The sequence below is a fragment of the Nocardia sp. NPDC058058 genome (assembly GCF_042885355.1).
Lineage (GTDB): Bacteria > Actinomycetota > Actinomycetes > Mycobacteriales > Mycobacteriaceae > Nocardia.
In genome coordinates, this window is sequence record NZ_JBHVSA010000001.1 from 1,948,070 (window position 1) to 1,961,840 (window position 13,771).

Consider the following 13,771-nt stretch of genomic DNA (forward strand, 5'->3'; position numbering starts at 1 on the left):
AGTCTTTTGCCGCCGTTCCCGCCGTATTTGTCCTGGGGGGTGGCTTGCTACCTGCTGTCGCAGTCGTGGCCGCCCCCGGCGGTGGGGTGGCTCTTCCTGTTGGCGTGGCGCCGGTTTGCCGCGCGGCCCCCGACAGTGCGGTGTCAGATCAGCTCATCGAGGACGCGGCCAGGACCGATAGGTCGGGGTCGGTGATCTCCGATAGGCCGTTGGCGGTGATCTGCATGACCCGGGCGGTGCCGATGTCGAAGAACAGACCCGAGACGGCGACACCGCGGCGCAGCATGGCATCTCGAACCACCGGGTGGTTGCGCAGCGTCTCGAGCTGCACCGCCACATTCACCATGGCCAGCTGATCGGCGCGATCGAAGCCCGCCGCGGCGGCGGCCTGGCCGACCGAATGGCCGCGATGCCAGCGATCCACGCTCGAACCGGCATTGGCGAGCCAGTCGCCCAAGCCCGGCCCTTCCGGAACCCCGCTCAGCAACGCCTTCATCGCACCGCAGGACGAATGTCCGCACACCACAACGTGATCCACTTCCAGCTCCTCCAGGGCGAAGGACAGCGCGGCTTCGACCGAGGAGTCCTGTCCGTTGGGCGGCACCAGGTTTCCGACATTGCGGATGGTGAACAGGTCACCCGGACCGGTATTGGTGATCAGGTTCGGCACGACGCGCGAATCGGCACAGGTCAGGAAGAGCGAGTGCGGATTCTGTCCGTCGCGCAGTTCGTCCAGGTGCGGGCGAACCACATGCGCGTTGCGGCGGTGGAAGGCTCGGACGCCGTTGTCGATGGGGTTGCCCTCACCTTCACGCCACGGCCGCAGCACCTCGTCGAGCAGCCCCTTGGACCGTCCGCGCACCGGCGGACCGGTGAGCGCGTCGGCCATCGGCGCGGACCCGAGTTCCACGAATTCCACTCGGCCGCCGGTGTTCTCATGCTGCGAGGCCCAGTCGTGAATGGCCTCGTAGGCGGCGTGATCGAGGAAGTCGACGCTCATCTCCACCAGCACGGTGGAGCCCTCGGGCACCTTCGCCAGCTGCGCCGAGAGCTTCGGCAGCGCCAGGAAGGTGCAGGTGCCGTCGATGCTGACCATCCAGCGATCGGTGCCGATCACCGGATCGGCGGATACGTTCACCCGCACCACCCGCCACAGCAGCAGCGCGAACGCCAGCAGCAGCCCGATGAGCACGCCCTCCAACAGGTTCAGGAAGACCACCGCGAGCACGGTCACCACGTAGACCAGCAGGTCTCCGGTGCGCCGGGCCAGGCGGATATGGGCCAACTTCACCAGCTGGATGCCGATCACGATGAGCAGACCGGCGAGCGCCGACTTCGGAATCTGCTGCACCACACCGACGAGCGCGACGGAGAACACCAGAATCCAGATGCCGTGCAGGAACGCCGAGGCGCGACTGCGCGCACCGGCCTGCACATTGGTGGCACTGCGCACGATGACACCGGTGACCGGCAGACCGCCGAGCAGACCGGAGGTCATATTGGCCGCGCCCTGCGCCATCAACTCGCGGTCGAAATTGGTACGCGGACCGGTGTGCATCTTGTCCACGGCGACCGCGGACAGCAGCGATTCCACACTGGCGATGAGCGCGATGGTCAGTGCGGCGAGCGCGACCGCGCCCCAGCCGCCGGACGGCATCTCCGGCAGTCCGATGGCGTCGAACAGCGAGCCGCTCAACACGATTCGTTCCACATTGCCGGGCACCACCATGGACAGCCCGGTGGCGATGACGATGGCGACCAGCGGTCCGGGTAGCGCGCGCAGCTTGCCGGGCACGTACTTCCAGCTCAGCATGATCGCGATGACCACGGCGCCGATGAAGAAGTCGTCACCGTGCAGGTTCAGCAGTTCATTGGGAAGTTCGACCAGGTTCTTCCACGCGGTGCTGTGCGACGCCCCTCCGAGCAGCACATGCAGCTGTTGCAGCGCGATGGTCACGCCGATGCCGGCGAGCATGGCGTGCACCACCACGGGTGCGATGGCCAGCGCGGCGCGGGCAATGCGGCTGAGTCCGAACAGGATCTGTAGCAGTCCGGCCGCGACGGTGATGAAACACGCGACCTTCCAGCCGAATTGGTTGATGGTCTCGGCGACCACCACGGTGAGACCGGCGGCGGGGCCGCTGACCTGCAATACGGATCCGCCGACCAGGCCGACCACCACGCCGCCGACCACAGCGGCGATGAGACCGGCGGCGATCGGAGCGCCGGAGGCGACGGCGATGCCGAGAGATAGCGGTAGTGCGACCAGAAAGACCACAATGGACGCGGGTAGATCGTGGCGCAGGAGCGTGCTGGACCAGCGGTCCGCTCTACCTGGCGGTGAATCGGTGTCGGTAGACATCTCGGCTCCTTCTCCGGATCGAATCGATCCGAAAGCGTCGAACATGTTCTGTGGGCATCGAATTGATGCTGTGGACAGCGTTGGCCACAGACTCACCGGACGAGCTGTTTGTAAGATTAGAAGTAAAGACTTAGTAAAAGCTGAGAAAACCGAGGCCATAATGTAAAACGGGCGTGAACCCTTTCGGATTCACGCCCGGCGTGCGCCGCCTACGCCGATCGACCGGCGCCAACGGTTTGCAGAAGACCTCTCGAACCGATGTCGGTCACTCTGCGATCCCCGATCTCCGCGATCCCGTCCATCGTGACCTCCACCACTCGGGCGGAGGCGATATCGAAGAACAGACCGGAGAGCACCACGCCCCGCTCGAGCACCCCGCGCCGAACCACGGGATGCCCGTAGAGGGTTTCCAACTGCACGGCCACATTCACCATGCCGAGCTGATCCACCGGCCCGAAGCCGGCCGCCGCGGCCGCCACCGCGACCGGGTGCCCGAGCCGGAAGCGCACCAGACTCGGGCGCGCGTTGGCGAGCCAGCCGTCCAGATCCGAACCGGTGACCGCCTCCGAGTGCAACGCCTCCATCGCGCCGCAACTCGAATGTCCGCACACCACCACCGAGCGCACATCCAATTTGTCCAGCGCGTAGATGAGCGCCGCCTCCATGGACGCGTCCCGCCGATCGGCCGGAATCAGATTGCCGATATTGCGGACCGTGAACAGATCACCCGGACCGCTGTTGGTGATCACGTTCGGCACCACACGCGAATCCGCACAGGTGACGAAGAGCGAATCCGGTTCCTGCCCATCGGCCAGCACGCCCAGGTGCGGGCGCATCACATGCGCGTGACTGCGGTTGTAGGCCGCCACCCCGGCGACGATGGGATCGACCTCTGCCCCGGTGCGCCGCCACGGACCCAGCACCTCGTTGAGGGTGTGCCGCGAATGTCCGCGCGCGGGCGGGCCGTCGGTCGCGCCCGCCATGCGCACGCTGCCCACTTCCACGAATTGCACTGTGCCGCCCTCGGATCGGTGCTCCTGCACCCATTCCTGCACCGCGTCGTAGGCGGCGTGGTCGAGGAAGTCGACGCTCATCTCCAGGGTGACGTCCGCACCGGTGGGCACCTTGGCCAGTTCGGCCGTCAGCTTGGGCACCGCCAGGAAGGTGAAGGTGCCGTCCACGGTGACCAGCCAGCGGGTGCTGTCGACCTGGGTGGCGTGCACCGCGACCCGGACCACCCGCCACAGCAGCAGCGCGAAAGCCAGTGCGAGCCCGACCACCATGCCCAGCAACAGATTCCAGAACACCACCACGATGATGGTGGCCGCGTAGACCACCAGATCGCCGGTGCGCTGGGCGCGCCGGATATGCGCGAGCTTGATGAGCTGGATGCCGACCACGATGAGCAGTCCGGCCAGCGCGGCCTTGGGAATCTGGCGCACCACCCCGACCAGGGCGACCGAGAACAGCAGAATCCACAACCCGCACAGCATGGTCGAGGCCTTGCCCCGCGCGCCCGCCTTCACATTGGTGATGCTGCGCACGATGACCGCCGCCACCGGCAGGCCGCCGATCATGCCGGACACGATATTGGCCGCGCCCTGACCGATCAGTTCCCGATCCAAATCGGTTCGGCGCGCGGAGTTCTGGCGGATGCGGTCCACCGCGACGGCCGAGAGCAGGGTTTCCACGCTGGCGATGAGCGCGATGGTCACCGCCATCAGCGCGACCGTGCCCCAACCGCCGTGCGGCACCTGCGGCAGCCGAATCTCGTCCAGCAGTGAGCTGTTGAGCACGATGTGCTCGACGCGGGTGGGCAGCACGAAGGACAGCGCGGTGGCCGCGACCACCGCGACCAGCGGGGCGGGCACCACCCGCAGCTGCGCGGGTAATCGCTTCCAGCCCACCAGGATCACGATGACCAGCAGACCGACCGCGAGGTCGCCGCCGTGCACCGAGCGCAATTCCTGCGGCAGGCCGACCAGGCTGTCCCAGGAGGAACTGAGCGAATTACCGCCGAGCAGCACGTGCACCTGCTGAAGCGCGATGACCACGCCGATACCCGCGAGCATGGCGTGCACCACGACCGGAGCGATGGCGAGCGCGCCGCGCGCGATGCGACTGAGCCCGAAGACTATCTGCAGCAGTCCGGCCAGCACGGTGATGAAACAGGTGGCGGCCCAGCCGAATTGGTTGATCGATTCGGCGACCACCACGGTGAGGCTGGCGGTCGGGCCGCTGACCTGCAGTGTGGAGCCGCCGATGAGTCCGGCTACCACCCCTCCCACTACCGCGGCGATGAGACCTGCGGCGACCGGGGCTCCGGCGGCGACGGCGATGCCGATGGAAAGCGGTAGCGAGACCAGGAACACCACCAGGGAGGCTGGTAGATCATGGCGTACCAACTCGGCGAGGCCGGGGAGCGACGTCCGGGGAGGCTGTTCGGTGTCGGTGGACATATTTCTCCTTCGCCGGTACGGCGGGAGCCGCCCGGTTCATCGGTCAACATGTACTGGCATCGAGAGCGAGCGACGGGCGAGGCTGTGACAGCACGACGCTAGGCAGAACGGCGTAATCGTAAAGACTCTTTAAAGAATCCGGAAAGGGTTTGCGGAAATTGGGGCGAACCTCTACCAAACTGTGACCTGCGCCACTTGCTGGACGGATGCCCGATTTGGCGGCAAACCGACTGGTCGACTGTCCGAAAAGTCTCGTGATCTCGACAATCCCGGTGCTACGCTCGTAGCGCAAATCGATCGAAAGCTTAACGGACACAATATCTTCCGTTGGGGTGGATGCTTTCATTCACAAAGAAACGAATTGTCATGATTCTCGTCTTCATTGCCAAAGACATCGACGTTCTGGATGACGGTTACAAGGACATGGGCAGCGAACTGGGTATCGCCTACGCCTACGTTCCCAAGCTATGGCCCGGCGGCATCCGGCTGGAGAAGAAGGAAAATCTCTTCATCACCGCGCACGGCAACAAGAAGGTCATCGGTGACGAGGGGCCGACCCTGTCCATCGACGCGACCTCCCTGGCCAAGATCATCTCCCAGATCATCCCGCTCAGCTACACCGGCGATATCTACATGTCGACCTGCAATTCCTACGAGTTCGCCAAAAGCCTCAAGAAGGAGTTCGGCGACAATCTGCCGCTGACCGACTACTACGGCACCAAGAAGTCGATCCCCTACAAGATTCAGGGCCCCTCCGGCGACAGCTGGCACAAGGCGCCCTGACCACCCGGATCCCGCCCGAACAAATACTGCCGCTGGTGAGCTCACCCGGTAGGTGGCACGCGAGCCACGCACGACGGCAACGCTGCCGTCCACGACCCCCGATCGGTGACCGGTTCACCGATCACCGAGGCCGGCAACGCGGCTCGCGTGGCTGCTCACCTCCCGCGAGCCAAAAGTGAACTTGGAATATTTCATTCCGAAAGGGCAACGGTAGCAAAGGATCTTGCAGTAGCCTCCTGGCCAGACCGGGTCGATAGGGCCCGGCTCGCCCTTGGAGAGTACGCATGAAGTTCGTGAAATACGTTGCTGCCGTTGCCATGTCGGTCGCCGCACTGGTGTCCTTGAATACCGGCCCGGCCAGTGCCGGCGCGAGAGGCGCGGTGCTCGACACGAATCAGGTACTGGCCCAGGGCGATTATCTGACGACCCTGCCGCAGAGCGGTTCTCGGGCCTTCGCCATCCTGCAGGGCGATGGCAACTTCTGCGTCTACCGTGGCACCGGCCCGAGCAACAACCAGGGCGGCGTCTGGTGTTCCGGAACCTCCGGCCACTCCCAGGTTTTCGGCATCATGCAGGGTGACGGCAACTTCGTCATCTACCGGGGCACCGGCCCCGGCAACAATCAGGGCTATCTGTGGGGCACCGGCGGCCGCAGTGGCGCTTCCGGCTTCTACCTCCAGCTCAACGGCACCGGCTTCGGACACTCCAACCCGAACCTCCAGGTGGTCGGGTTCCCCGCCAACGGCCACAACACCTGCTACTGGTCCAGCGACGGCAACTGCGCCCTGGGCGGCTAGCACCCGACAGCACTCGGCGATGACGTTGCTTCGCCGAGCGATGCGGCTCGTCGAAGCAACGCGCGGGTTTCCTATTCGTGCGCGGTGAAGGTGTTGTGGGCGGCGCGGCGGACGTCGGGGGCGGGGTGGGTGCGCAGGGTCGTCAGGAGGGTGGACCAGGGTGGGGTCCAGCCGAACTTGTTGCCGCACTTGGCGATCAGGTCGACTGCCGCCAGGGCGGTGGGTGCGGTCGGGGAGGCCGCCAGGGCGGTGGCGATGTGTTGCCAGCTGGCGGCGGGGATTTCGTCGGGGAGTGAGCCGAGGCGGGCGGACAGGCTGCGGGCCGGGTAGGTGGTCAGGGCTCCGATTGCCAAGGGAGACAGGGCTTCCAGGGCCGCGCCGGTCCGGTCGGGCTCGGTCCAGCGCAGCGCGGCGACGGTCAGGTCGATCGCCTGTTCGTGCCAGAGCGGGTCGGGGGTGAGCAGCGCGGTGACGCGGTCCGCCAGGGGGCGGGCGTCGTCGTTGTTCCGCAGGACCGGGGTGAGCCAGTGCAGCAGGGTCGAAAGTCGTTGGCGGGCGGGGAGATCGCGGTCGGGGAAGGTGTCGGTGGTGTGCGCGAGGAGTTGTTCCACGGCGGTCTCGACCGCCGAGGGGTGACCGGTTCCGGCCGCGTCGGCGAGCAGCGCGCGCATGGCGGCGGTCCAGAGGCCGATCTCGGACAGGTCCGTCAGGCGGGCGATCAGGACGTCCCGGGTGTCGGTCGGGGACCAGCGATACCAGCGGGTCAGGGCATCAAGGGCTTGGACGGCGACGCGGTGGTCGGGTCCGGCTGCCAGATCGCGCAGGAAGGCGGCGAATCGAAGGCGCTGCGGGACCGGCAGCAGCGACGGGGAGATATCGAGGACCGCGCCCGCCACATCGGGCTCGGTGGCGGCCTCGGCCAGCAGTTGCCAGGACGCGTCGCTGTCCAGCAGCCGGGCGGCCGCGAAGACGATGGCGCGCCGGATATCCCGGTGCACGCCCGGCCGGGCGCTCACCGCACCGATGATCGCGGCGGCATCGGGTGCGCGCAGGGTGGCGAGCAGTCGCACGCCCTCCTTCACCGAGGTGATCTTGGGCGAATCGAGCAGGGGCGCAAGGGTTTCGCCGAGCCGCGGGCGCGGCACCAGGCGGGCCAGGGTGGCGATGGAGCTGACCGCGACCCGCGCGCGATCATCGCCCACATATCCGGCCAGTACGGCGATGGCCCGCTCGGGTTCGGTGCAGCGGCCCAGCGCGGTCAGTCCCGCCTCGGCCACGATGACATCATCGGACCCGGTGTACGCGCGCACGCGCGCGAAAGTCCCCGGCAGCCGCCCCAATTGGCGGATCGCGTTCGCACGCTCACCGGCCGAGGCTTTCGGCGATTGCGCATAGGCGTCCAGCAGCCCGGCGTAGCGGTCGATGTGCGCGGTCGTCCAATTGTCGAATCCCGCGTGGAACATGGGCACGTAGTGAGTCTTCGAGGACAGAAACCGCCCGGTGGGAGCCTTGCGCAGCAAACCGTCCAGCAGATCGGTGCGGCGCCGGGCAATGAATTCGGCCACCTCCGGCACGGTGATGAGCGAGCGATCGCGGCGCAGCATATCGTCGAGATTCGTATCGCGCCGAACGGGATCGGTGAGCGCGAATCGGGCCGCGGCGCGCACGGTCGAATCATCGGATGCCCCGCACGCGCGCAGCACCAGATCCTGCAATCCCGGCACCGCGAAGGCACGGCGCTCCAGGCCGGTCGCCAGCGCGAGGGTCAGCTGCCACCGGTCCCGCGCGGCATCGGCTTCCAGTCGCGGTCGCAGCGCCTCGAACACTCGCAGCTCCGCACCGCGCGGCAGATTCTCGCGCAACCCGTACAGGTTCAGCCAGGTCGTTGTCTCGGCCAGCATCGCCGAAATACGCAGTGCCGCATCGGAATAGGAATTGTCACCGGTCTGCGCACCACGTTTCAACAGCGTCCGCATCAGCTCGCCGATCGCGCCCGAGGTGGCATAGGAGCGATCGCGCGCCTGCATGGCATCGGCGGCCACCTGTTCGAGCGCCGGAAGCTGCGCCGGCGCGAGCAACGACATGGGAATGGCGCGGACGGCCTGTAAAGCACTGCGGCGCACCGGTTCCTGTTCATTACGCAGTCGCCGCAGCAGCTCGAAGAGCTCACCGATCACGGCACTGTCGCGGCTACCGACGGCAGCGATCACCAGCAGCGGGTAGGCGGTGGCGCGCTCCTGCGCGGTGGGTCGCCGAATAGCTTCGGCCAGTATGGGTTTCGCCTCGGCCCAGGGCAGCCGGGCGGACAGGCGCTCGGCGACTTCCGGCACATCGGAGCCGCCCGGCCGGGCCAGCAGCTCCCGGGCGAGGGCGGTGCGCGCCGCACCGGGCAATGCGTCGAGGGTGTGCAGATCGACTTCCCCCGGATTCAGACCGGCGCGCATGAGAGCCGGGGTCGCGACGGCCGCGCGACGGGACGGCGGCAGCGTGCGCAGGAACCGATACCGCTGTCCGGGTGCACAGGCCAGGTACAACTCCCCCAGCTCGGCATCGGAGCATTCCCGCATGGCCTGCCACAGCGCCGGTCCGGCGAGTCCGCGCCCATTTCCGCTGGGGTGCAACAGCAGTCGGCGCACGGCCGCCGCATCGTGCCGGGCCAGCCTGCCCGCCAGCGGGTGCAACGCCACGATGGAGACGTGATCGACCGCGAGCGCGGCCAATGCGAGCAGCCGATCCGGGTCGTACAGCGCCGCCGTGGTCACGCTCGCGGTGAGCTCGGGCCACAGTTCCCGCCATTCATCGCGACCGGCCGCGGGCGCGCGCTCGGCCACATAGTCCAGGACGACCCCGATGCGCGTGCGACACAGCGCCGCCCAACTCGGCACCGCGTACGCCAGCTCCGGCAGCATCTCGGCCACCAGCGCCGGTGAGCAGTACGGCAGCAGTCGCGCGGCCTCGATATCGCCGAATGCGGATCGCGTCGGCGGCAGCAGCGCATCGGCGAGTGCCGTGCGCTCGCCCCGGCTCAATGCCCGGACCAGGGCGCGGCGCGCGCGCTGCGACAGGCTGGGCAGTACGCGCACCACCATCTCGGGCGGGACGCCGAGCCGGACGACCGCGGTGAGCGCGCGCACGGCGCATTCGGGGTCCGGAGAATCCAATTGCCCCAGTAGATGATTCCGATGTCCCGCGATCAGGGCCAGCTGGATGGCGGTCAATTGTTGATACCGGTCCCCGCCGGACAACTCGGTGAGCATCCGATCCAGTTCCGGAGTTCCGGCCAATCGGCGCGCCTCCCGGGCAATGGCCGACGCGCGTCGCGGCAGCGACAGCTCCGCGACTTCCTCCAGAAACCGTTTCCCCTGCGCAGTCACCCGGTCACGGTACCGCTCACCCTGGGCCGGGGCAGCGTGGCACAGTCCCAACAAAGGGGACATTCCAGATAAAAAATCCTGAATGGTATGTTTTATTCGCTTTCCAGATCCACCCGGTTCCAGTCCGCGCGAGCGGGCATTTCTGCTGTTGTCCCTCCCCGCGAGAGGTTCGGCATGGCATCCCTGGGCAAGATCTGCACGTATATCGGATCGGTCACTGCCACAGTGGTTTTCGGCCTCGCGCTGACACCCTCGGGCACGGCGACCGCAGCCGGACCGGCGGTGCTCGGTCCGGGCTCGGGTATCGCGATCGGCACCAGCGAACCCGATGAGTTCTCGCTGTGCACACTGACCGCGATCGGCTTCGACGCCGCCAATCGCCTGGTGGGAATTACCGCCGGACATTGCGGTGAGGTCGGCGCCCAGGTGCTCGCCGAGAATTCGATCGGCACCGGTTATATCGGCAGGCTGGCCGAACTGGATTACTGGTGGGATTGGGCGGTCATCGAATTCGATCCGGCCAAAGTAATACCGGTCCGCCAAATCACCGCGAGTACGGTCGCCGGAATCGGCGCACCACCCGGCCCGCTGCAAATGGTCTGTAAGAACGGCCGCACCACCGGATTCACCTGCGGCCCGGTCTGGGAGACCATGGCCGAGGGATTCAGCAGCCATGTCTGCGCGGACTACGGCGATTCCGGTTCCCCGGTGCTGGTCGGTGATCAGCTGGTCGGCATGATCGTCTCCGGTCAGCCCATCCAGCTCGGCAGCGTCAACCTGCGCTTGCCCTCATGCGCCAATCCCGCGAATCCGGTGCACGAGCCCGACCTGGCCACCGGCATCGGCCACGTGCTGGCCGATATCAACGCGCACGGTGGCACGGGCGCGGGCTTCCGTCTGCTCTAGACCGCGGGCTGCTGCTGGGTGGCGCAGTGAATACCGCCGCCGCCCTCGGCAACCGTATTGATCTCCACCTGCACGACGGTGCGACCGGGATGCAGATCGGCCACGATGCCCTTGGCGTGATCATCGGCCGCGCGATCACCGAAGCGCGGCATGATGACCGCGTTATTGGCGACATAGAAGTTCACGTACGAGCTGAGGAACGAATCCCCGCGATCGCCGAGATTGCCGGGATCCGGCTCGGGCAGTTGCACGATCTCGAGTTTGCGCCCCTTGGCGTCGGTCTCGTTGCGCAGCACCTCGAAGGCCTGATCGTAGGCCCGCACCCACACGTCATCGCCCTCGGGCGGCTGCGACATGATCACCACGCCCGGATCGGCGAAGCGCGCCAGCGAATCGATGTGGTAGTCGGTGATGTCCTGTCCGGCAACGCCTTTGACCCAGATGACCTTCGACACGCCGAACAGATCCTTGAGCGCGCGCTCGATATCGCTGCGGGATTTGCCGGGATTGCGATTGGAGTTGACCAGCGAGCTCTCGGTGGCCATCAGCGTGCCCTCACCGTCGATCTCGATGGAACCGCCCTCACCCACGATCGGCGCGTCCACGCGCGGCAACCCGAGACGGTTCAACAGCGTGCCCGCGACCGCGGCGTCGCGCCGATGCTGCTGTTTGTTGCCCCAGCCGTTGAAGTGCAGATCGACCCCGGCCAGACCGCCCGCGCCGAGCACGAAGGTGGGTCCGGTATCGCGAATCCACAGATCGTCGGTGGCGATCGGAATGACCTCCACCCCGGATCCGCACGCCTGCTGTGCGGCATCGGCCTCGGCGGGTTCGGCCAGCATGGTCACCGGCTCGAATTCGGCGATGGCGCGGGCGATTCCGGCGATGTCATCCTGCACCGCCGGACCGTCCTGCCCCTTCCACACCGAGTCCAGTGGCGGCCAGGACATGAAAGTGCGTGCGTGCCTTGCCGATTCGGGAGGCATGCGCCAGGCCCCGCCCGGACCGGACGGTGTGGCCGAGCCGGAGGACAGCAATCCCCCGTCCTCGGGCGAGCAGGCCAATAGCGCCGCGCCGCCGACTACCGCGAGAGCGCTCGAACGAAACATCGTCCTGCGCGAGAACTCAGCCATCATTGCCCCTATCCAGGTCGAATCACCTGACTAACATTTTGGTCAGCTCACACGCTAACAAGCCTAGTTCCCCTTCAGCTACCGCGTGGGACCATGAGGAATCCCACCCGTCGCCCTCACGAAAACCTCATGGAATCTGACCTAAATTTTAGTCAGATTCCCGCAGTGGGTGACCTCGAACCTCGCCATGAACAGGAGAAACCGTGAGAATCGCGTACGCGCACCGCTGCCGCCGACACCGTGGCCGGAACGCGAACCTACTCGCCGAGTTCGGCGAGCAGCGCACCGCGCAGCAACTTGCGGGCCTGCTCCAATTCCAGGGTGCCGCTGAGCCAGCGCATGCTGAGCCCCTCGACCAGCGCGGTGAGGCGTTCGGCGGCGTCATCGGCGGCCACCTCCGGGCCGATGGTGCCCTGTGCCTGGGCGCGGCGAATGAGTTCGCTGTTGAAATCGGTCCAGCGGGCCGACGCGGCGCGCAATTGGTCGCGGAGTTCGGGCTGGAAGACCGCCGAGGCCCGCAATTCGCCCCAGGCGCTGCTGTTCTCGACCACGACCGAGGAGTCCTGCAATTCGCGCAGCAGCGCCTCGCTGAGATGACCGCGCGGATCGGTTTCGGGATCGGCCGCCACATCGGTGTACTGCTCGGCACGCGCGGTGACGAAATCCAGTGTGCTGGAGACCAGACCGGCGCGGTCCTGGAAGTGGTAGTAGATCAGGGCGGTCGAGACCCCGGCCTCCTTGGCGAGTTCCTCCACCCGCAGGCCGCGAATGCCACGCTGGGCCACGACCCGGACCGCGGCTTCCATTATCTCGGTGCGACGACGAGACATGCTCTCTCTCCACTGTTCTGAACTCGGACGACAGTACAGCCTACCGTACGATCTTGACTGAATATTTGGTCAACCAGCTAGAGGAGACCCCATGTTCGACCAGTCCCCCACCGGCCGCCGACTCGGCGCGGAATGGGAAAGCCATAACCGCACCTTCATGTCCTGGCCCGCACTCGAATCGGTCTGGAAACGCGATCTGCGCTATATCCGGGACGATATCGCGCGGGTGGCGCGGGCCATCGCGGACTACGAATACGTGGTGATGCTGGCGCGCCCGGATCAGGCCGATGCCGCGCAGCGCGCGTGCGGACGCCAGGTCGAGGTGGTGCCGCTGCCGGTGGACGATCTGTGGGCGCGCGATACCGTGCCGGTTTTCGTCGAACAGCAGGGCATCGTGATCGGCGTCGACTTCAATTTCAACGGCTGGGGCAATAAGCAGGTCCATGACAATGACGCGTACGTCGCCCGGAATCTGCTGTACCAGTTCCAGATTCGCGGTGAACAGGCCCCGTTGATCGCCGAGGGCGGCTCGTTCGAGACCGACGGTCAGGGCACGCTGCTGGTCACCGAGAGTTCGGTGTTCAATGCCAATCGCAATCCCGGTAAGGACCGGGACCGCATCGAATTCGAGCTGAAGCAGACGCTGGGCGTCACCAAGGTGATCTGGCTGGCCGGGGTGTACGGCGAGGACATCACCGATGCGCACGTGGACAGCCTGGTGCGCTTCGTCGCGCCCGGAGTCGTATTGCTGGACACCGCGTTTCCGGGTATGCCCGCCGATTCCTGGTCGCGGGCGGCGGATCAGGCGCGCATGGTGCTGAGCAATTCCACCGATGCGATGGGCCGGCCGTTGCGGATCATCGATCTGCCGCAGCCCGATCCGTACAAGGTCAGCGCCTATGACGACGATATGGTCACCACCTACGCCAATTTCTATATCGCCAATGACGCGGTCTTCCTGCCCGAATTCGGCGATCGCAAGGCGGACCGGCGCGCCCGGGACATCCTGCAGGAGCATTTCCCGCAGCGCGATATCGTCCCGGTGCGCATCGATGTCATCGCCGCGGGCGGCGGCGGAATCCATTGCTCCACACACGATCTGCCCGGACGGCCCGCCGACTGAGCTG

General features: G+C 66.5%; 9 protein-coding genes. 4 read left to right on the forward strand and 5 right to left on the reverse strand.

Annotation, left to right across the window (positions count from 1 at the left end; genetic code table 11):
* Positions 1-148: 148 nt before the first annotated feature.
* A complete protein-coding gene (locus ACFVUS_RS09080; RefSeq protein WP_387762895.1) occupies positions 149-2,362 on the reverse strand; it encodes a SulP family inorganic anion transporter in 2,214 nt (737 codons plus the stop codon).
* Between the two features lie 209 nt (positions 2,363-2,571).
* Positions 2,572-4,821, reverse strand: a complete 2,250-nt coding sequence (locus ACFVUS_RS09085) for a SulP family inorganic anion transporter (protein WP_387762898.1) — start codon at positions 4,819-4,821, stop codon at positions 2,572-2,574.
* Positions 4,822-5,187: 366 nt separating this feature from the next.
* Between ACFVUS_RS09085 and ACFVUS_RS09090 the strand changes: the two genes are divergently transcribed.
* Both ACFVUS_RS09090 and ACFVUS_RS09095 read left to right on the forward strand, forming a co-directional pair.
* A complete protein-coding gene (locus tag ACFVUS_RS09090; RefSeq protein WP_387762900.1) occupies positions 5,188-5,604 on the forward strand; it encodes a hypothetical protein in 417 nt (138 codons plus the stop codon).
* Between the two features lie 284 nt (positions 5,605-5,888).
* The gene (locus tag ACFVUS_RS09095; RefSeq protein WP_387762902.1) at positions 5,889-6,401 is read left to right on the forward strand and encodes a hypothetical protein; all 513 of its coding nucleotides are present in this window, start codon (positions 5,889-5,891) and stop codon (positions 6,399-6,401) included.
* A 71-nt stretch (positions 6,402-6,472) separates the two neighbouring features.
* Here the strand turns inward: ACFVUS_RS09095 and ACFVUS_RS09100 are convergent, their stop codons facing one another.
* Positions 6,473-9,775: a hypothetical protein gene (locus ACFVUS_RS09100; RefSeq protein ID WP_387762905.1), complete on the reverse strand. Its 3,303-nt coding sequence runs from the start codon at positions 9,773-9,775 to the stop codon at positions 6,473-6,475.
* Positions 9,776-9,949: 174 nt separating this feature from the next.
* Here ACFVUS_RS09100 and ACFVUS_RS09105 point away from each other — a divergent pair, with 174 nt between their 5' ends.
* Entirely contained in the window at positions 9,950-10,681 is a 732-nt protein-coding gene (locus ACFVUS_RS09105) for a peptidase S1 (RefSeq protein ID WP_387762908.1), read from the forward strand.
* On the opposite strand, the gene ACFVUS_RS09110 is transcribed toward ACFVUS_RS09105, so the two are convergent.
* The gene (locus tag ACFVUS_RS09110; protein WP_387762911.1) at positions 10,678-11,814 is read right to left on the reverse strand and encodes an agmatine deiminase family protein; all 1,137 of its coding nucleotides are present in this window, start codon (positions 11,812-11,814) and stop codon (positions 10,678-10,680) included. The two genes, ACFVUS_RS09105 and ACFVUS_RS09110, sit on opposite strands and share 4 nt — an antisense overlap.
* Before the next feature lie 257 nt (positions 11,815-12,071).
* A complete protein-coding gene (locus ACFVUS_RS09115; RefSeq protein WP_364632151.1) occupies positions 12,072-12,644 on the reverse strand; it encodes a TetR family transcriptional regulator in 573 nt (190 codons plus the stop codon).
* Between the two features lie 91 nt (positions 12,645-12,735).
* On the opposite strand from ACFVUS_RS09115, the gene ACFVUS_RS09120 reads away from it, so the two are divergent.
* On the forward strand, positions 12,736-13,767 hold the full coding sequence (locus tag ACFVUS_RS09120) for an agmatine deiminase family protein (RefSeq protein ID WP_387762915.1): 1,032 nt from the start codon (positions 12,736-12,738) through the stop codon (positions 13,765-13,767).
* The last annotated feature ends 4 nt before the right edge of the window (positions 13,768-13,771 follow it).